The 17,953-nt window shown below is 43.4% G+C and carries 22 protein-coding genes and 1 riboswitch; of the genes, 10 read left to right on the top strand and 12 right to left on the bottom strand.

Translation table 11 applies throughout. The annotated features are described in order from the left end of the window. The first annotated feature begins 110 nt into the window (after positions 1 to 110). Positions 111 to 326 carry a hypothetical protein gene (locus V7K40_RS23775; RefSeq protein WP_334964077.1) on the top strand — a complete coding sequence of 72 codons (216 nt, stop codon included), beginning with the start codon at positions 111 to 113 and terminating at the stop codon, positions 324 to 326. A 99-nt stretch (positions 327 to 425) separates the two neighbouring features. Here V7K40_RS23775 and V7K40_RS23770 read toward each other — a convergent pair whose 3' ends face one another. After that, positions 426 to 743 carry a multidrug efflux SMR transporter gene (locus V7K40_RS23770; RefSeq protein ID WP_334964075.1) on the bottom strand — a complete coding sequence of 106 codons (318 nt, stop codon included), beginning with the start codon at positions 741 to 743 and terminating at the stop codon, positions 426 to 428. A gap of 518 nt (positions 744 to 1,261) precedes the next feature. Between V7K40_RS23770 and V7K40_RS23765 the strand changes: the two genes are divergently transcribed. Next, positions 1,262 to 1,654: an Hsp20/alpha crystallin family protein gene (locus V7K40_RS23765; protein WP_334964127.1), complete on the top strand. Its 393-nt coding sequence runs from the start codon at positions 1,262 to 1,264 to the stop codon at positions 1,652 to 1,654. A 241-nt stretch (positions 1,655 to 1,895) separates the two neighbouring features. On the opposite strand, the gene V7K40_RS23760 is transcribed toward V7K40_RS23765, so the two are convergent. The 3 genes from V7K40_RS23760 to V7K40_RS23750 all read right to left on the bottom strand — a co-directional run bounded on the left by V7K40_RS23760 (position 1,896) and on the right by V7K40_RS23750 (position 3,702). Continuing rightward, entirely contained in the window at positions 1,896 to 2,195 is a 300-nt protein-coding gene (locus tag V7K40_RS23760; RefSeq protein ID WP_334964073.1) for a ferredoxin, read from the bottom strand. Between the two features lie 103 nt (positions 2,196 to 2,298). Then, positions 2,299 to 3,168, bottom strand: coding sequence for a uroporphyrinogen-III synthase (locus V7K40_RS23755; RefSeq protein ID WP_334964071.1), 870 nt, complete (start codon positions 3,166 to 3,168; stop codon positions 2,299 to 2,301). A gap of 84 nt (positions 3,169 to 3,252) precedes the next feature. Continuing rightward, complete coding sequence (locus tag V7K40_RS23750; protein ID WP_334964069.1) at positions 3,253 to 3,702, bottom strand: SUKH-3 domain-containing protein; 450 nt, start codon at positions 3,700 to 3,702, stop codon at positions 3,253 to 3,255. Between the two features lie 344 nt (positions 3,703 to 4,046). Here V7K40_RS23750 and V7K40_RS23745 point away from each other — a divergent pair, with 344 nt between their 5' ends. Further along, positions 4,047 to 4,958: a PDZ domain-containing protein gene (locus V7K40_RS23745; RefSeq protein WP_334964067.1), complete on the top strand. Its 912-nt coding sequence runs from the start codon at positions 4,047 to 4,049 to the stop codon at positions 4,956 to 4,958. A gap of 38 nt (positions 4,959 to 4,996) precedes the next feature. Here V7K40_RS23745 and V7K40_RS23740 read toward each other — a convergent pair whose 3' ends face one another. Next, complete coding sequence (locus V7K40_RS23740) at positions 4,997 to 5,338, bottom strand: hypothetical protein (RefSeq protein ID WP_334964065.1); 342 nt, start codon at positions 5,336 to 5,338, stop codon at positions 4,997 to 4,999. 77 nt (positions 5,339 to 5,415) lie between these two features. Here V7K40_RS23740 and V7K40_RS23735 point away from each other — a divergent pair, with 77 nt between their 5' ends. Further along, a complete protein-coding gene (locus tag V7K40_RS23735; RefSeq protein ID WP_334964063.1) occupies positions 5,416 to 6,252 on the top strand; it encodes a trypsin-like peptidase domain-containing protein in 837 nt (278 codons plus the stop codon). Further along, positions 6,249 to 6,881 carry a response regulator transcription factor gene (locus V7K40_RS23730; protein WP_334964061.1) on the top strand — a complete coding sequence of 211 codons (633 nt, stop codon included), beginning with the start codon at positions 6,249 to 6,251 and terminating at the stop codon, positions 6,879 to 6,881. The genes V7K40_RS23735 and V7K40_RS23730 overlap by 4 nt, the downstream gene beginning before the upstream one ends. Before the next feature lie 184 nt (positions 6,882 to 7,065). Here the strand turns inward: V7K40_RS23730 and V7K40_RS23725 are convergent, their stop codons facing one another. The 6 genes from V7K40_RS23725 to V7K40_RS23700 form a co-directional block, all read right to left on the bottom strand. After that, positions 7,066 to 7,638, bottom strand: coding sequence for a TonB-dependent receptor (locus V7K40_RS23725; protein WP_334964059.1), 573 nt, complete (start codon positions 7,636 to 7,638; stop codon positions 7,066 to 7,068). A 91-nt stretch (positions 7,639 to 7,729) separates the two neighbouring features. Beyond that, complete coding sequence (locus V7K40_RS23720) at positions 7,730 to 8,593, bottom strand: AraC family transcriptional regulator (protein ID WP_334964057.1); 864 nt, start codon at positions 8,591 to 8,593, stop codon at positions 7,730 to 7,732. Between the two features lie 440 nt (positions 8,594 to 9,033). Continuing rightward, positions 9,034 to 9,498, bottom strand: a complete 465-nt coding sequence (locus tag V7K40_RS23715) for a TonB-dependent receptor (protein ID WP_334964055.1) — start codon at positions 9,496 to 9,498, stop codon at positions 9,034 to 9,036. Positions 9,499 to 9,769: 271 nt separating this feature from the next. Further along, the gene (locus V7K40_RS23710; RefSeq protein ID WP_334964053.1) at positions 9,770 to 9,967 is read right to left on the bottom strand and encodes a hypothetical protein; all 198 of its coding nucleotides are present in this window, start codon (positions 9,965 to 9,967) and stop codon (positions 9,770 to 9,772) included. Between the two features lie 392 nt (positions 9,968 to 10,359). Beyond that, the gene (locus V7K40_RS23705; protein WP_334964051.1) at positions 10,360 to 12,498 is read right to left on the bottom strand and encodes a TonB-dependent siderophore receptor; all 2,139 of its coding nucleotides are present in this window, start codon (positions 12,496 to 12,498) and stop codon (positions 10,360 to 10,362) included. Beyond that, positions 12,485 to 13,054: a hypothetical protein gene (locus V7K40_RS23700; protein ID WP_334964049.1), complete on the bottom strand. Its 570-nt coding sequence runs from the start codon at positions 13,052 to 13,054 to the stop codon at positions 12,485 to 12,487. The genes V7K40_RS23705 and V7K40_RS23700 overlap by 14 nt, the downstream gene beginning before the upstream one ends. Positions 13,055 to 13,453: 399 nt before the next feature. On the opposite strand from V7K40_RS23700, the gene V7K40_RS23695 reads away from it, so the two are divergent. The 3 genes from V7K40_RS23695 to V7K40_RS23685 all read left to right on the top strand — a co-directional run bounded on the left by V7K40_RS23695 (position 13,454) and on the right by V7K40_RS23685 (position 15,670). Then, positions 13,454 to 13,930 carry a heme-binding protein gene (locus tag V7K40_RS23695; RefSeq protein WP_334964047.1) on the top strand — a complete coding sequence of 159 codons (477 nt, stop codon included), beginning with the start codon at positions 13,454 to 13,456 and terminating at the stop codon, positions 13,928 to 13,930. An 82-nt stretch (positions 13,931 to 14,012) separates the two neighbouring features. Then, positions 14,013 to 14,203, top strand: a riboswitch (cobalamin riboswitch). A gap of 18 nt (positions 14,204 to 14,221) precedes the next feature. Further along, positions 14,222 to 14,413, top strand: coding sequence for a CbtB-domain containing protein (locus V7K40_RS23690; RefSeq protein WP_334964045.1), 192 nt, complete (start codon positions 14,222 to 14,224; stop codon positions 14,411 to 14,413). 39 nt (positions 14,414 to 14,452) lie between these two features. Then, entirely contained in the window at positions 14,453 to 15,670 is a 1,218-nt protein-coding gene (locus V7K40_RS23685; protein WP_334964043.1) for a hypothetical protein, read from the top strand. On the opposite strand, the gene V7K40_RS23680 is transcribed toward V7K40_RS23685, so the two are convergent. Further along, positions 15,667 to 15,945 carry a hypothetical protein gene (locus tag V7K40_RS23680; protein WP_334964041.1) on the bottom strand — a complete coding sequence of 93 codons (279 nt, stop codon included), beginning with the start codon at positions 15,943 to 15,945 and terminating at the stop codon, positions 15,667 to 15,669. The genes V7K40_RS23685 and V7K40_RS23680 overlap by 4 nt on opposite strands. 55 nt (positions 15,946 to 16,000) lie before the next feature. Between V7K40_RS23680 and V7K40_RS23675 the strand changes: the two genes are divergently transcribed. Beyond that, complete coding sequence (locus V7K40_RS23675; RefSeq protein WP_334964040.1) at positions 16,001 to 16,450, top strand: DUF1636 domain-containing protein; 450 nt, start codon at positions 16,001 to 16,003, stop codon at positions 16,448 to 16,450. Positions 16,451 to 16,614: 164 nt separating this feature from the next. Then, positions 16,615 to 17,832: a glycosyltransferase family 4 protein gene (locus V7K40_RS23670; RefSeq protein ID WP_334964038.1), complete on the top strand. Its 1,218-nt coding sequence runs from the start codon at positions 16,615 to 16,617 to the stop codon at positions 17,830 to 17,832. The last annotated feature ends 121 nt before the right edge of the window (positions 17,833 to 17,953 follow it).

Genomic DNA, 17,953 nt, shown 5'->3' with positions numbered 1-17,953 from the left:
TCTCAATTGAAGAGAAGCTATAGCGTTCTCATTTGGATGCAAGGGGCACAGCGTTACTGTGCCCTTACGAGTAGTTTGTATTCGATGCAATTCAGGGACATAGCAATGCTGTGGCAAATATTCCTGATCGCAATTCCTTTAGTAGCGTGGATGGGAGCTATTTTGACTTCAGTGATCGTTATTTTGCTCAGTCGTACAGATCGGGAATTTTAGTAGAGCGGTTGATTTTAGGCAAAGTGGTGGTGAGTTCTTTATTTGTTGCTGTACAAAGTACATTGCTGCAAAAAATAAAGCCAATTATGCAGGTGGCGATTATGTTGGGGTAAGTTCAAAAGGCACGTATGCACAATGTCTTTGGGCTAGTTTTGTAGTGGAATGTTTTGGGAAAGCCAATGATACATGAGCCGCCTAATTTCTATCCCCCATCAACTTGCATTTATGCCAATTACCCCGATGATTATTAAAGCGATTGACATAAGTTTGATGAATGTGGCAGATTCACGAAACCAGATAATACCAATGATAGCAATTAGGATAGTTCCCAATCCAGCCCAGACAGAATAAGCCACACTCACTTCAAGTCTCTTGAGAGCAAAGGTAAAAGAAGTAAAACAAAGTCCATAGAAAACAAATATTAATACCGAAGGGAGTATTCTAGTAAATCCTTGCGATAACTTCATGCAAGTTGTGCCTGAAACCTCAAAAAGGATTGCTGCAATAAGGTAAATCCAACTTGTTGACATATCTGTTATCAGCAGTTTGTTAGGAATCTCTTATTATCTCTGTGAAATTCAAAAAATACAAGAGGTCAGCCCCTTTAAGGAAGTCAAAAGTCATTTGTACTGAGCGTAGCCGAAGTAAAAGTCAAAAGTTAAATTTTTATCATTAATCGCATGAATATACAATAAATTTGTAGGATACATTACACATACAAGCTTTAAGAGTAGGGGTATAGGTGACGCTCGTACCGACGTTTTAAATAAAATTGCTATATTTCAAGTCTACTTTTGTAGAGTTTACCGAAAACACACTATTTGAAATTACCGTACTTATTATTAAGGAAACTTATGGTTCGGTAATCTTCCCAAATCAGGTGATAAAAACCGAATTTAAACCACTTTTATTTTTTAATACTATGAGAACAAAGCAAGGAATCAAATCCTCAATTAGTTGGACAGTAAAGATACTGATTACCCGAAGTAGAGATATGACATTAGTACGTTGGAACCCTTGGCAGGAATTTAACACAATATAACGCCAAATCAATCGCTTATTTGATGAAGATATGCCAACTACATTTTTGGATAGAGGTTTATCCAGAGTTCCCGCTGCTGAGTTAAAAGAAACTGAAGATGCAATTCATCTAAAACTAGAACTTCCGGGAATTGAAGCTAAAGACCTGGATTTGCAAGTTACAGAAAATGCTGTATACCTTAGTGGTGAGCGAAAGTCTGAAACGAAATCTGAAGATAAAGGTGTGAGCAAAAGCGAATTCCATTATGGTAAATTCCAACGTGTAATTCCTTTACTTGCTCGGATTCAAAATACTAACGTCACGGCAGATTATAAAGATGGCATCTTGAACCTGACACTACCCAAAGCTGAAGAAGAAAAGAATAAAGTTGTCAAAGTTAATCTAGCATCATCTGGCTAATTTCAGCTTGATATCTGCTAACTATCTATGAAACTAAATAAAAAGCGCTCCCCTTTTGGAGAGCGCTTTTTAATGTGAATTACTCAGCCTATAAAGATTTATTACGAAAGTGCAAAATTTTAAATCTAGTAGAGTGTGTTATCGCTGAGAGTACGACACCACCTCAGATTTGAAGTGCGCTAGGGTGAATGTTCTAACGCACCCGACAAAACTTGCTCTTTATTAAATCCACATTTCTTAGTTAAGCGTTAAGCGCTTCTTCTTGATTGGTTTCGATAACACAGTCAGAAGTGGCATAGGCAACGCAGGTGAGAACCCATCCCTCGTCCATTTGATCGTTGTCTAAGAAATTCTGATCTGATTGGTCAATTGTACCTGAAACCAGCTTTCCGGTGCAGGTAGAGCAAGAACCAGCGTTACAGGAATAGGGCAAGTCCAGCCCATTTTCCTCGTTAGCGATCTCTAAAATGTACTCATCATCAGGAACTTCAATTGTTTTTTCTCCATCTGGAGTACGTAATGTAACCTTGTAAGTTGCCATGTAAAAATTCCTAGCTAAATCTAAACCCTATGTTCGATACTACGGGTTTATGTGCAGCTCGTCTAGAGTCAAATGTGGTTGATTACTCTACATCACCAAGGGCTTAGTGTGAACTAGAAGTGAGAGTAAAAAATGTTGCGATCGCTTCAGCAAATCCTTCAAATGAACTATAATCTTTGGACACAATAGAGACATCTACACCCAACTTTTGGGCATTGGCAGTTGTATAAGGGCCGAAACATGCAATAATACAACGTTCATAATCGTTTTGCGAGTTAACCATTGTCAAAAAGCTTTCTACTTCCGCCGTGCTACTAAAGGCAATTACATCAATCATTCCTTGACGCATCAGGTTTAATTCAATACTGTAGATACTTGTGTCTAAAGCCTGTGTAATATATGTAGGTACGCGAGTTACTTCTATGCCCAATTGTTGCAAATCCGTAATTAAATTGGGTACAACATCAGGCTCAGGCAAACCAAGAACTTCTGGAGCCGGGAGCAGGACTTTTTTCTTGTGAATTTCGGGTAGTTTCGCTAATTCAGCCACAATTCCGGCTGGGCTAGATTCTGTGGGGATTAAATCTACTTTGCCACAAAAAGATGATAAGCTTTCTGCGTCTTCTCCTAAAGCACATAAGTGGCATTTTTGTACCACAGATACGGGAATATCTAAATCATTCATCCGCTGAAAAAATGCAGTGATACCGTTTCTACTGGTGAAGACAATCCAATCAAATTCATCTATATGGCCTAGAGCGGCATCTAACTTAGTATAGTTTGATAAATAGCAGGTTTCGATAGTAGGCATGAAAACAGGTAAACCACCTTGTTTGATGATTTGTTCAGCTAACCTATAAGCATAATTTCTCGGTGCTGTGACTAAAATTCTCTTGCCATATAGAGGTAATTCTTTAGATGGAGTGAGCAGGTCGATTTCTATTGATGGGGTGTGCATTTGTTTATCTGTCATTTCATTGCTATTCCACTTTAGAATGCAATCCGCTTGGTGTTTGTGATATTTTGCCCACATTTCTGTAACGATTCAGGATTACTTTCAAGGTACTTCTGGCATATCCCTTCCACTACAAAGGGCTTCAATTGCATCAGAGCCAGAATTCCCAATACGAATCAACGTGTCATCGTAGCCTGCATATACTCCTCCATTTGAGTCCATCATTAGAGTCATATGATAGCTGAAAGCCTGACCGATTAAGCAAAGTGGTACACCTATCCGTTCGCTGTATTTTTCCACCCAACCTGAATCAATATCTGCAACAGCAACAGTCGGATTGATGTAAAATTGGTCTTTTTCGTCTTTAACGCGGTGGTGTGGATATACTATTAGCAAACCTCCAAAACGTTTCAAAAAATCCAATACAACCTCATGAAGGGAATAACCTTCTGACTGTAAGCTTTTCTCATATTCGCTGGTATCCACACAACGGTCTTCGCTCCATCCTGACTGTTTTAGCAATGCCCTTGTTTCTGCTGAAAATACTGCCATAAGTAATTATATTTATTAGGGGAGGGAATCAAGGCAGAGGATTTAATTGGGGAGAGTAATGAATAAACTATATAGATATGAATTAAGTGAACTATTTCTAATAATTATTAGAAATACAGAATATCAAGCAAATACTCTCACTTTTTGAATGTTTACATAAATATAACAGTTATATTTTTTAGCTTTTCCTCAGCATAATCTATTACTACTATTTGAAGTGCCAAATGTGGGCTATATAAATCCTAGCCATTTTTCTAGGGTGAATTCTCCCCATTTTTCCGATGCCATCTGTGCATACAAAACGTCACGATATGAACATCTAAGAACGTTTGCACAAAAATCTTATGTCTTCATTACTAGACCTGTCAAACAGTTTAGCTGACACCGTAGAACAAGTTGGGAGTACTGTGGTTGCGGTGAATGGGGGTACACGTCGTTCCTCAAGTGGCATTCACTGGCGTCATGGAATCATTGTTACCTCTGATGAATCCCTCCAGCGCTATGACGACATCACCATTACTCTATCAAATGGTAGCACTGCACCAGTAACCCTCGTCGGTCATGACTCTAGCACCGATATCGCTGTTTTTAAACTAGAAAATGTTGAAATACCTGTGGCAAAAGTTGGCGATGCCAAAACGCTCAAAGTCGGTCATCTGGTACTAGGACTAGCAAGAGGTAGCGAAGGTGACTTAAAGGCGGCGATGGGTGCAGCGAGTGTGGTTAGCGGTAGTTGGCGGAGTATGAGTGGCGGAAATATTGACCAATTCATCCGCCCAGACATCAACCTTTACTCTGGCTTTGCAGGTGGGCCGCTCGTAGATGCTGGTGGTTTTGTAGTAGGTATGAATACATTGGGGCGACGTGGTACTGCTCTGACTATTCCCACTGCTACAGTCGATCGCGTGGTTGACCAATTAGTAGCAAAAGGACGCATTTCAAAGGGCTACTTGGGTGTGGGAATGCAACCTGTACGTTTACCAAAGAATCTGAAAACTGCTCTTAATTTAACTTCTGCAACTGGGGTAATTGTCGTTAATGTTGAGCCTTCTGGGCCAGCTGACAATGCAGGTGTGCTGCTTGGCGATGTTTTGGTAACGTTCGATGGCGTCACTGTGGGCGATACAGGTGATGTGCTGGGGCTGCTCAATAGTAGCGATCGCATTGGTAAACCTGTCAACGTGCAAGTTGTCCGGGGTGGAGTGTTAATTGAGTTAGCGATCGCAGTTGGCGAACGACCTACTAAGGAGGAATAATCCCAATTTGGGATGGGTTTAACTAGCTCTGTGAAGATTTATCTAAATTTTCTATTCATTTGAGCTTTTAAACTTGGAACTTCCACCTTTTTACTCGAAGGTTGAGCTTCTGAACTCGGAACTTCCACCTTTTTGCTCGAAGGTTGAGCCTCTGAACTCGGAACTTCCACCTTTTTGCTCGAAGGTTGAGCCTCTGAACTCGGAACTTCCACCTTTTTGCTCGAACATTGAGCCTCTGAACTCGGAACTTCCACCTTTTTGCTCGAACATTGAGCCTCTGAACTCAGAACTTCCACCTTTTTACTCGAAGGTTGAGCCTCTGAACTCGGAACTCTCAGAATTTGCTTTCCAAAGTTAGGTTGACTGATATCTTGCAGCATTCTCAATTATCCCAACCCGACTAAAAACTATTGTCAGCCAACAGATTCTACTTTGACATGGGGAAAAATTGTATAACATGGCAAACACAACATTAACTAACATCGCTGCTGAATTGACAGAGGTAGCTGCTAAACTACGCGATCGCACTGTCAAAGTGAAAAGCGGCTCTTTGGGAGTCGGTTCCGGTGTAATTTGGCAACCTGACGGACTAATTATCACTAATGCCCATGTAGCAACCAGCAACCGCGCAACTGTGGAACTGGCAGATGGAAGAGTATTTGATGCCGTGCGTACACAATTTGATCCACAGCAAGATTTAGCAGCCCTGAAAATTATCGCCACTGATTTAACTGCTGCAACTATTGGCAATTCTGAGGCGCTACGAGTGGGTGAATTAGTTTTGGCGGTGGGTAATCCGTTTGCTGATAGTGGTGCTGTGACAACTGGGATTATCTATGCAAATAATCAGCGGGCTGTTATGGCTGATTTGCGGCTGTATCCTGGAAATTCTGGGGGGCCGCTTGCCGACTGTCAAGGCCTTGTCGTGGGAATTAACACCATGATTGTTAATGGTTTGGCTGTGGCAGTTCCCAGCAGCACCGTTGAGCGTTTTTTACAAATAAATAGTCGTCCGCAACTGGGAGTTACACTGCAACCTGTGCTTTTAAATCGGCGTAACTTGGGTTTATTGGTGTTGTCAATTTTACCTGACAGTGCAGCGGAAACTGCTGGTGTGCAAATCGGCGATGTTTTAATTGGAGTTTCGGGGCAATTATTCACTAGCATGAATGACTTACCCAAATATCTCCATGACAGTAAAGGATCTGTGCCGCTACAACTCCTACGCGGTGGGCAGCAATTCGTGATTTATGTTGCCGTGCAAGCTGGGAAAACTGCTGTGGAGGCGACATGATCCGAGTGATGGTAGTTGCTACTTCCCCTGTAGTCCGGGCAGGGTTATCAGCTGTGGTAACTACCAATCCTCGGCTGACGGTTGTGGGGAGTGCATCCGATTTGGATGTATTGGCAAGGGAAGTTGGGCAATTACAACCAGATGTGGTGCTGGTAGATTTGAGCAGCAATCTTCAACAATCGGTGTGGGAAAAATTGCTGCTTATTCAAGAGGAGCAATATCCATTAGCAATGATCGTTATTGTTGAGGAACTCGACAGCATCGATTTAGAGACGGCATTACGTTCTGGTATCCGGGGGATATTGCCCAGTAGTAGCACAGAGTCAGAAATTGTCGCTGCTGTGGAGGCGATCGCTTTTGGTTTGGTGGTGCTGCACCCAGATGCTATAGAATTATTATCTATCCGGGAAAAAGTGGTGGCGAATCCCGTACAAACCTTGACACCACGAGAGATAGAGGTTTTAGGAATGCTTGGGTCAGGGTTGGGAAATAAAGCGATCGCTAAACGCTTGCACATTTCTGAGCATACCGTCAAATTTCATCTCTCATCCATTTTTCAAAAGCTCAGTGTCTCCAGTCGCACTGAGGCTGTTGCTGTGGGTGTGCGACTGGGTTTGATTATGCTTTGATCTGTAGTGATTATTAGTTGAATGCAATTGATCATGAGCTAAGTACAGCATTTCATCACAGCAGTTTTCATGTATTTGAACCACATCTGTCGTAGGGGCACAGCAATGCTGTGCCCGTAGAGCGTGGTCTATTTATCTGAAAATAAAGGACGCGAAGATGATTGGAACACTTCAACTCAAATGCTCAGAACGTAAATGAGATAGAACCAATGACGGAAAAAGGAGTGCCAGCGAAAGCGTCACGAGATTCACTTGAGCCTGTGTAATAGGTTATGTCGAACAAATTCTGGAAGTTTATCTGTGCTTTCCAGTTGTTCCGGCGGTAGAAGATAGAGGCATCAGTGCGGAAGTAACTGGGAATCTCAAACGAATTGTCTAAATCTCCTGCTTTATCACCTACATAATAAAGCCCTAAACCAAATCCTAAATCCTTGAAATTTCCTTGTTGAATTTGATAAGTGTTCCACAAACTTGCAGAGTGACGAGGCGTGTTAGTAAATCGATTGCCAACAGGAATTATATTGTCTTTACTCACGAAGACATCGGTATAAGCATAGGCAGCGATAATGTTCCATCCCGGCAGAATTTCACCTGATAGATCAAACTCGACACCCCTACTTTTTACCTCTCCCGATAAAACAGAAAAATCTAAATTTGCTCGATTGGGATCAGCCGTTGGTACATTCGTCTTCGTAATCTCAAAAGCAGCAGATCCAAGAAATTGAGAAAAATTTCCCCAATCAACAATCTTTCTCAAAAATCTTACCAGGAATAGATTTTTTGTGAATGAGTCTGTCTTCTTCGAGAGCGACTTTTTCTTCTTGCAGCGCGACTTTTTTGGCAAATGCTCAACAGCGTTTCAAATAATCTCCAGGATTGATGCCGAATTTTTTGCGAAATGCAGCATGAAACGAAGTTGGACTGGCATAACCAACAATTCGTGCAACTTGTTTAACACTTAATTGCCCCGCAATCAAAAGCGTAGGCGTAGCCCGCCGCAGGCATCGCGCCTGTTCCATGCGATAATCATGCAAATAGCCAAACACTGTTGTGCCGAAAAGCTGACGAAAGCCCTCTTGAAGTTTGCGTTCATTTAATCCGGCTTGTATTGCTAACTCTGTTAAAGAGGGTGGATTGTCAAAATTTCCTAATAAAAGATTTCTCGCCAAGTGTATGCAATTAAGATCATCTAGTTTCAATGCAGTAGAATTGTGCTTGCCCTGTTTTACTTGCAACTCCTCTTCAACCGTTAGCATCATTAATTCCAGCGCCTTGCTCTCTAGATACATCCGTTTAGTCATTCCGTAGTTAGGACAGCGCACTATTTGCTGTACAATTTCTTGCATTGCTGGTGCGATCGCTCCACTACGGATATATCTTTTTTGTGTTGGTTTTCTGACTAGATGTTTTAGCTGTGGGGAAACTTCTCCTTCAACATTACCTGTAAAGGAACGAAATAGCTCTGGTGACATCGAAATATTTACTTGCACATACCGTTCGTTTGCTAAACTTGCATTAACTGCACTGGGATATACACCATTTCCAAACAACCAATACTGTCCTTGCTTCCAGGTGAAATGATTCTTTGGATGCCCATCCCAACCTTCACCACCTCCTGAAACATAGAAGCCATAATTTATACAGCCTTCACGTTCTGGGACTTTAATAATTAGGCGCTCATGGAGTTGATAATTGTTGATTAGTAATCCCAATCCCTCGCGTAATTGAATATCCCGGCTATATCCTTCGCCAAACTGAGATGGGTACTGCCAAAGAATATCAAATTCATCTGAAGGATCGGATCGTAGCGTTGTTTGGTTTGTTCAACTTCAAAATAGACATCCCAAAAGAGATTCCGCGAAATGGTGATGGTCATCTTTGAGCTTCAGCGATTGCAATACTTGCAATAGTTTCTCATAAAGTCAGTGTGAAGCGATGTCTATTGACAAGCCGAGGAAGCGTCTGTGCTTTTGTCAATTCGTAATTCGTAATTAAGAAAGCTAGACTATATCAGGGTTTGGTGGTTTGAATGTGTTGCCTCATTTTAGATGATGCGATCGCGTAAAGCCTACGGCATAGTTACGCTTAAGGTACAGCCTAAAGTAGAGAAGTGACCCAAAGAGTATCGCCTAAAATGTCAGATAGCTGTGTGTCAAAACTCCCAAGAAATTGTTCCCTGCACTGTGAACGGATCACCATAGAAAACGCGATCCCGATACGAGGCAGAGTCAAAATCGATATTGAACAAATTCTTGAAATTGAGTCCTACCCGCAGACCCTGGAGTTTGTAGAAGATAGCAGCATCGGTACGGAAATAACTAGGTAATTCAAACGTGTTGGCTAAATCTCCCTGCCTGTCTCCGGCAAAGTAAAATCCCACTGGAACAAACGTCAAGGCAGAAGTTACTTCCGGCTGCGCGAAACACGGTTTCGTCACGGCAGAAGTTACTTCCGGGATGACAGAAGTTACTTCCGGTTGCGCGAAACACGGTTTCGTCACGGCAGAAGTTACTTCCAAGACGACAGAAGTTACTTCCGGTTGCGCGAAACACGGTTTCGTCACGGCAGAAGTTACTTCCAAGACGACAGAAGTTGCTTCCGGCTGCATGAAACACAAAAGTCTTCTCTTGGCACGAGTGTTTAGATATCTGAATACTCAGATCCCCGACTTTTTAAACAAGTCGGGGATCTAGCACCTGAAAGGAGCTGAACACCAGTATATAGATTAACGTTGACTTGTGCGCGATCGCCAGTTGGGGATTTGAGTCTGAAGCGCTCAAATGCATGATTAATTAAAATAGGACTTACGCAAAAACCCTCTCAAACTCTCATTTCTCCGTGACCTCTGCGTCCTCTGTGGTTCGTTTTCTGTTGCCTGTGCGTAAGTCCTATAAAAGATGCAAACATTGGCTTGCAAACGTGCGATCGCTACGAGTCAAGTCATAGAATGCTAAAGTAGCAGTTAGGCGATCGCACATGATCACACATATATAAGAAAAGTTAGAGCGGAGGTTTCCTTCGTTGGCGCAGCCCGCCGTACTCTTACGGAGAAGCAAGCTACGCGTAGCGTCTCGCAGAGAAGGCATCTAAACTTTGTCAGGACTTACGCAAAAATAACGTAATTTCATCATTACGAGCGATAGCGAAGTTATCCCCCCTGATGCTGGGATTGCTTCCCTACACTCCGTTTCGGTCGCAATGACAATATGGCGTTGCTTCAGAGGGAGTAGGGAGTAGGGAGTAAGGAACCCACCCTTAAAAGAGGTGGGATTGAAGCAAGGAAGTTTTATGTCTCGTACTACGTATCTCGACATAATTATTTGTTCTTAAGTGGGCTTTATACCCACAAAAGACAGTTTTTTGCACATGCATCATCCCTACTCCCTCTTCCCTACTCCCTACTCCCTTTTTGGTAAGTCCTATTTGTAAGAGAGGGGCTTGAAACCATTTTTCTTTTTCTTTCTTTTGCCTTGTTTGGTCAAAACTCCCAAGAAATTGTTCCCTGTACTGTAAAAGGATCACCATAGAAAACGCGATCGCGAAACGAGGCAGAGTCAAAATAATCAATGTCAAACAAATTCTTGAAATTCAGCCCAGCACGCAATTGCCCACGTTTGTAGAACAGAGCAGCATCGGTGCGAAAGTAGCTCGGTATTTGAAACGTGTTGTCTAAATCGCCCTGTCTATCTCCCACATAGTAAAATCCCAAACCAGCCCCGAATCCTTGCAGGGCACCAGATTGAATTTCGTAAGTTGTCCACAGGTTAAAGGAGTGTTTCGGAATATTGTTGATTTGATTGCCCACTATAGGTGTATTGTCTTTGGTAACTTCGGCATCAGTGTAAGCATAGCCAGCAATGACGTTCCATCCTGGCAAAATTTCACCTGTGACATCAAACTCAATCCCCCGGCTGCGCTGTTCTCCCACTAGGATAGAGAACAACGGGTTATTGGGATCTTCGGTGGGCAAGTTCGAGCGAGTCAGATCATAGAATGCTAGAGTCGCGGACAGACGGCTACTCAAATCTGCCTTGACGCCCACTTCGTATTGGGTACCACGCTCAGGCTTGGCTTGACCTTGGGATACGGTTGCTACTTGTGGTAGAAATGATTTGCTGTAGCTGGCGTAGAGAGAAATAGCTTTTATCGGTTGATAGACAATGCCCAATCTGGGACTAAATGCTTCATCTTGTTGGAAGTCATTGCTCACAATGTCTAATCGACGAGAATCACTATTGCCAATGTCGAAGCGTCCACCTAACAGTAGCTTGAGGTTGTTTGCCAATGTGATTTGATCTTGCAGATAAATACCCAGTGCGTCGTTCCTGATACGATAGTCCAAGATATCAATGGTCGGTCCGGTTAGTCTACTGCCGTATTGAGGATTGAATAGATCCAGCGAAGCGAGTTGGCGACTGGTATTGGTGGCAAAGGTATCCTCTCTGTATAGATTTAATCCTGTGACCAGTTGATGTTGAATACTGCCAGTAGCGAACTTGCCAACAACATAAGTATCGAAATTGTAGAAGTCATCTTTGTAGTTCTGTCCGCCGTAACTTCGATTAAAGGTACGTAAATCTGCTTGTAGGGAGCCAAAAACAGCTTCCCTATTTAGACGCAGAAATGAAGTTTGCAAGGCACTACGCACTTGCCAGTTGTCGCTAAAGCGGTACTCAAAGTTATAACCAACTCGATAGGAGCGACTATCGCTATCGTCAACTGAAGGTTCACCCCGGAAGCGATTGCGCGGAATCTTACCGTTAGGATTTGGCAGGACAGTACCATCTGCTGGAAGACCGTAATCGAAGGGTCCTTTATCTTCGTAATACTGGGCTGCCAAGGTGAGCTTGGCTCTGTCATTGATCTGCCAGCTTAAAGAAGGTGAAACGTTGTAGAACTGATCTTGATAGAAATCAACAAAGCTTTCGGTCGTCCGGGCGGCAACACCTAAACGATACAGCACCGTTTTGTCAGCATTCACTGGACCCGACAGATCAATCGCCCCTCGATAAGAATTGTAACTCCCCGCAGAGCCTTCTAAAAAGTAGTAAGGTTCCCTCAATGGCTGTTTTGTGACGACATTAACAATACCCCCCAGTGACCCTTGCCCAAACAGAACCGAGGCAGGTCCTTTGAGAACTTCGATGCGCTCTACTGTGACAGGCTCGTAGCCACCAGTACTCAGCGAACGATCTAAGAGTCCGTCTTTGAGGACATCAGCGTCAAAACCCCGAATCGAAAAACTATCAAATACGCTGCGCGGAGAGCTTCCTGACTGTACCACACCTGGTACGTTTTTTAACACATCAACCAAGCGGTATAGTTGCTGGTCTTTAATCACCTGTTGCGGCACCACCTGAATGGACTGAGGAATGTCGCGCAAAGGTGTATCGGTTTTGGTCGCAATTGATGCATCCGGTGCATTGTATCCGTCTTGCTCCCCCGTTACTACCAACTCAATCGGCTCATCACTTGTTGATGGTTTTGGCTGTGTCTGATTTTCTGGCTGACTAGCTTGGGGTGTTTGAGGTGGCTGTTGTGGAGAAGTCGCTGTTGCTGTAGTTGCTACTGCAAAAACCAGCCCTGCATGATCATCAAATAACTTAACCGTGGGCATAGCTGCAACACCGACCACTGTCTTGCATTACTGCTGTAGTTGTTCCACTGCCGCCATAACAGGACTGTTCTGTTGGACTAATAAGACATTTTAACGCTGAAGGAATTTCTCTTTCAACATTGCCTGCAAATGAGCAAAATAGCTCTCGTGCCATCCAAACAGACACAGCCAGATGATGTTGCTCTGGTGAAATTGCACAAATTTCGCTAGTATCTGCGCCACTACCCCTGAAAGAGTACTGTCCTGCCCCTGCTGTTTGATGATTTCCTGTATGAATATCCCAAATTTCATGGCTTCCTGAAAGACGAAAGATGTACTGTATGTCATCGCCTGCACGTTCTGGGACTTTTACAACTAAGCGGTCATCAAGTCGGTAGTCGTTGATCAGCAGTCCCAATCCCTCTCGTAACTCAATGGTTCGGCTGTATCCTTTGCCAAACTGAGATGGGTACTGCCAAATCATGTCAAATTCGTCTGAAGGATCGTAGCGTTGCTTGGTTGGTTCATCTTCAAAATAGATTTCCCAGAAGTAATTCCGCGAAATGGTGATGGTCATCTTTGAGCTTCAGCGATTGCAATACTTGCAATAGTTTCTCATGAAAGTTAGGTGTGAGGTGATGTCTATTAACAAATCGAGGAAGCGTCTGTGCTGAGTGTTAGTCTCCCTGAGCAGTTAGACAGTAAATGTATAAATGTAGTTAAATTGCTAGAATCTAGACAGCTTGAGCATTCTCATCAGATGCTTTTTCTGCAACAGATTTTAAGCGGCTAGGGGACTTCCAGAGAATAAATTAACTAATAATTTATTTAGATGATAGTTTTCTTTCTCTCCCCTGTTAAGAGCTCCCTGCCCCCTGCCCCCCGCTGCCTATTTGTATCAATCTTAATGTGAAACGGTATAACCAGCGCTTGAAGTCTTCCCGGTCTTGAAGGGGTATACCGAGAATTTCTGCTCATGATATCTTTTATTGATGACACGCCCCTCAACGCACACATTTCTACGATTGAAAGAATTACCATGACTTCTGACAAACATTCTGTATCTTTGGATGACGCACGAGGAATACTAGCGGCTGGAGAAGCGAAGGCTCGTGCAATCGGACAACCAATGAATCTTGCGGTTATTGATGCTGGCGGGAATCTTGTTGCTCATATTCGGATGGATCGTGCATGGATCGGAAGTATCGATATCTCAATTAACAAAGCATTTACTGCTCGTGCGTTTGATCTCTCTACCAAATCCCTTGCTGAGGATGCTCAACCAGGAAAACAATTTTATGGTATTCACGCCTCAAATGGAGGACGAATCATGATCTTTGCCGGGGGTATACCACTTCAACGTGATGAGCAGATAGTTGGTGCGATCGGAGTAAGTGGTGGTAGCGGTGAACAGGATCAAGCTGTAGCTGAGGCAGCTGTCGCAGCTTTCTAATACCATTACGTTCTTGAGGAAAAAGTTTTCGATTTACTGAAATATTTGTTAGAAACTCTTGTAATATATTACATGTTCGTGTATGCTTAGTCCACGAATCGGTTCTGACGGGTGCTACCCCGTGAGAGGAAACAGGGAAAGTGTAGTGAAACTCTACCGCTGTCCCGCAACTGTAAACTTCAGCTATCAGTCATCTGTTTTCAGTTATTTACTGTTTACTGGTCACTGCTGACTGGAGAAGTCAGAATGCCTGCCGAATCAATTAATATCGTCTGATCTGCGAGGTACAAAATGACGGTTCAATCTTCTAGTTCAGTTCAGCAACAAGTTGCCGGTCGGGTGCTATCAGTACCTGTACAATCAGCGCTCTATGTCGCACTATGTTCTTTGACTCTGTGGACAGTTTATTTCACTACATACCCTGCGATCCATGACACGACTCATACTCTGCGTCACCACACACTGATGGTCAGTTGCCATTAGTTGATTAGAGTCAATGATTAGCAGGAGTGAAGAAATCAAATGACAAAACTTAAGTGGTCTAAGCTGATCGGTGCGATTTGCATGATCGGAATCGTCCTGTATGGTTGGATCGGACTTTCCCAATCCCCTCAACCATCGGTGCGGCTAACAACGAATCCACCGATTAATCAGGTTCGACCCCTTGAGGCTGAAGCCACCACAGTTTTGGGATCAGGGCACTACAATCGGCCAGTGCAGCTGATGCTGCAAGCTGTAGATGCTCAAGGGCAATCTTTAAAGGATGCCAAAATCCACTTGCAATTGTTTACCGCTGCTAAAAACCCCTGGTTCACAACAGATTTTCCAATCGTCGAGGGGACAAAGTTGCTGGACATTGAGGGCAATGCACCAACAGGTCAGTTGCAGGTTCAACAAACCCTGCCGATCCGGGGAACGTATCAACTCCTGGTAGCAGTTACTCCGCTCGTTGCCAATGCGTTTGAGCCGATTCAGCAAAAGCTGACGCTGACGTTGCCTGAAAATTCCTTAAAGTTCCGCTACTTTGGTATCCTGGTTGTGATTTTGCTGGCAGTTGGACTATTAGGAGGTTGGGTGATTGGGGGCAGACAAGCGATTCAACCGGGAGAAATTGCCCCGCAACAGGTACGATTGTTGTTGAGTGGATTGATTGTAGTAGCGATCGCTGCACTCCTCTGGGTTAACATCAGCGCTGAACTTGCCGAATCGCACCATAATATGTCGATGCCAGGCATGGGAGAAGAAGTTCCCTCCTCTGGTAAGCCCGCCAAATTGCAGTCTCAAGGACTTTATATGCAATTATCGGGTGACCAGAGTGCAACGGTGGGTCAACCTGCCAAATTGCAGGTCAGCCTCAGTGATCCCACAACCAGCCAACCTGTGACAGATGTACTGTTGAAGGTAACAACTACCCAACTCGAAAATAATTGGGTGGCGTTTGCTTATCAGGGGACTCCAGACAGCAACGGAAAATTGGCGTGGGAGCAGGAATTCTTTGACGGTGCCCCCCATAGTATTGTTGTCGAGGTTGCACCGCTTGCAAACGCAACCCGGCAATTTCAGCCATTCCAAGTTGCAGAGAATATTCCAGTCGAAGGTGTCGCTCCGCCGATGTCTGTCCGATTGATTTCGCTGACTTACTTCACCGGAATTGTGGTAATTGGTTTGCTGCTGGGACTGTGGCTGCGACACCGGCAGACTCCGCGTAGTGGGATGACTTGGAAGCGTAGCGTTTCTTAGTCAATGTCAACCAGCGTTATTGCTATATCAAACAGTTTTGCCCGAAAGCGTAGCGTTTTTAATGCAGGGGAATACATTAACATTCCCTTGGAATGCATTGGCATTGCATTGAGATGCATTAACAATGCATCCTGACGCATTAACAATGTATCCCGATGCATTAACAAGGCGGCCGATGCATTAACAATGTATCCCGATGCATTGGCATTGCAGGGTATTGCTAAATTTAATTCGCTACGAATTAATGAAATGCTGTACTTAATTTCTTTGCCCAATGACCAAACAGGCTAATTGCCTAAAATCCATGTCGGATACCATTAAGTGTTCGACATGAATTTTTATAGACACATGAATCATCAACACATTATATTCGTCTGTACAATTTGTGGAAGTAGTCATCAGACAAAACAGTATGTTGCTAAAAGCGACGGTGAACTGCTGCTAGAGAAATTACAAACCCTATATCATGACTGGGTGTTACAAGACGAGTTCTCGATTCAACCCGTTGAATGTATGGGTGTTTGTGAGCAGGCTTGTGCAATTGCTTTCGTCTGTTTTAACAAACACACCTACTTATTCGGCGATCTACCTGCTGATGCTGAACGTGTAGAGAAGACAGCAACTGCTGTACTTGAGTGTGCTAGTCAGTATCACGCCAAGCCGGATGGTTTACTCCCCTACGCCAAGCGCCCGGAACCGCTCAGAGCCGGAGCGATCGCCCGGATTCCACCTATGCCGACGGAACTTTCAAAAGCGGACATTGCAAATCATTTTCCCTGATCATGAATCGTCTTGTAGGCGATTTGATGGGTGGTATTTATGGGGATTGTAATGCGTAAATTTTGAATTCGGAGCGTCCCTTGCGCGTCTTGGTAGAAAAGCGACGTGACATATAGCCTCCTATGAGGTCATGGTGTATGTATCACATTTGATTCATCACTTTTATGAACATTTTAATGCTATCTTCCACCTTTCCCTACCCACCAACGCGCGGGGGAACTCAAGTAAGGACATTTAATTTACTTAAATACCTGAGTCAACGCCATACTGTTACCCTCGCAACTCAACGCGAAGGCGATGTGACAGACGCAGAAGTAGCAGGATTACGCGATTGTGTGGATCATCTAGCCGTTTTTGAACGTCCGCCAGATTCTGGAACCACCGGAATATTAAAGAAAATACAGCGATTCGGTAGATTTTTGCAACAAGGGACACCGCCAAGCGTACTCAATCGCTACTCAATTGAGATGCAAACGTGGGTTGATAACTGGGTGGAAGCGGGAAAATGTGATGTGATTACCTGCGAACATAGCGTCAATGAAATTTATGTACCATCGCATTTTCAGAAACAGCTAAAAACTATAGTTAATGTTCATAGTTCTGTTTACGCAACTTGTCGCAACCAATTAGCAACGGGTATTTCAGAAAATTCCCTCAGAGACAAAATTAATTTGCCACTTTTGCGTCGTTATGAGCAAAATTACTGTGCTAAATTTTCGGCAATTGTAGTGACAACAGAAGAAGATAAAATTCAACTACAAGAGCTTAATCCCAATAGTGAAATTACAGTTATTCCCAATGGCGTAGATTTAGTTTCTTTCCCAAACCGTAGCACCGATCCAGGAGGACATCGCTTAATTTTTATCGGTGCAATGGATAATTTGGCAAACATTGATGCTGTCTGCTTTTTCAGCAACGAAGTCTTGCCCGAAATTCAAAAACTTTATCCTGATACAACTTTCGATATTGTCGGTTCTCATCCAGTCCCAGAAGTTTTAGAACTTGCTCAAAAACCAGGAATTAATGTGATTGGGCGTGTACCTTCGATGGTAAAATATCTACATCAAGCCACCATCTGCGTTGTACCCATGCGAACTGGGTTTGGCATTAAAAATAAAACTTTAGAGGCAATGGCAGCTGGTGTACCCATAGTGGCAAGCGATCGCGGCTTAGAAGGATTAGCCGTAGATGTTGCTAGTGATTCTTTACGGGCATTACGAGCGAATAAACCGGTAGAGTACGTCACCGCTATTAGTCAACTATTTGATCATCCACATCTGCGTTCAGAATTGTCTGACAACGGCAGACAACTGGTAGAAACAGAGTTCACTTGGGATATTGCTGGTAAAAGCTATGAACAAGTTTGTCTGAGGAGAGAGTAATATTAATTCGTAATTAGCACACAGATAAAAATGCTTAGTCTAATAAATATCCCACCACTAGCTTCTAGATAAATTCTAATTGTTCTTTCTTGTCGGTGTGGGACAAATATGTGTAGAGACG

Source organism: Nostoc sp. (genome assembly GCF_036917195.1).
Classification (GTDB): Bacteria; Cyanobacteriota; Cyanobacteriia; order Cyanobacteriales; family Nostocaceae; genus Nostoc.
Note: the sequence above shows the minus strand (reverse complement) of the source record. Positions and strands in the feature narration are given on the sequence as shown.

Bases quoted from the DNA above. Each gene is read 5' to 3' on its own strand.
- V7K40_RS23675 (WP_334964040.1), top strand. From the start codon at position 16,001: ATGAATTTTTATAGACACATGAATCATCAACACATTATATTCGTCTGT.
- V7K40_RS23735 (WP_334964063.1), top strand. From the start codon at position 5,416: ATGGCAAACACAACATTAACTAACATCGCTGCTGAATTGACAGAGGTA.
- V7K40_RS23745 (WP_334964067.1), top strand. From the start codon at position 4,047: ATGTCTTCATTACTAGACCTGTCAAACAGTTTAGCTGACACCGTAGAA.
- V7K40_RS23685 (WP_334964043.1), top strand. From the start codon at position 14,453: ATGACAAAACTTAAGTGGTCTAAGCTGATCGGTGCGATTTGCATGATC.
- V7K40_RS23690 (WP_334964045.1), top strand. From the start codon at position 14,222: ATGACGGTTCAATCTTCTAGTTCAGTTCAGCAACAAGTTGCCGGTCGG.
- V7K40_RS23730 (WP_334964061.1), top strand. From the start codon at position 6,249: ATGATCCGAGTGATGGTAGTTGCTACTTCCCCTGTAGTCCGGGCAGGG.
- V7K40_RS23670 (WP_334964038.1), top strand. From the start codon at position 16,615: ATGAACATTTTAATGCTATCTTCCACCTTTCCCTACCCACCAACGCGC.
- V7K40_RS23710 (WP_334964053.1), bottom strand. From the start codon at position 9,967: ATGCCTTCTCTGCGAGACGCTACGCGTAGCTTGCTTCTCCGTAAGAGT.
- V7K40_RS23760 (WP_334964073.1), bottom strand. From the start codon at position 2,195: ATGGCAACTTACAAGGTTACATTACGTACTCCAGATGGAGAAAAAACA.
- V7K40_RS23770 (WP_334964075.1), bottom strand. From the start codon at position 743: ATGTCAACAAGTTGGATTTACCTTATTGCAGCAATCCTTTTTGAGGTT.
- V7K40_RS23705 (WP_334964051.1), bottom strand. From the start codon at position 12,498: ATGCCCACGGTTAAGTTATTTGATGATCATGCAGGGCTGGTTTTTGCA.
- V7K40_RS23695 (WP_334964047.1), top strand. From the start codon at position 13,454: ATGATATCTTTTATTGATGACACGCCCCTCAACGCACACATTTCTACG.
- V7K40_RS23740 (WP_334964065.1), bottom strand. From the start codon at position 5,338: ATGCTGCAAGATATCAGTCAACCTAACTTTGGAAAGCAAATTCTGAGA.
- V7K40_RS23755 (WP_334964071.1), bottom strand. From the start codon at position 3,168: ATGACAGATAAACAAATGCACACCCCATCAATAGAAATCGACCTGCTC.
- V7K40_RS23700 (WP_334964049.1), bottom strand. From the start codon at position 13,054: ATGACCATCACCATTTCGCGGAATTACTTCTGGGAAATCTATTTTGAA.
- V7K40_RS23750 (WP_334964069.1), bottom strand. From the start codon at position 3,702: ATGGCAGTATTTTCAGCAGAAACAAGGGCATTGCTAAAACAGTCAGGA.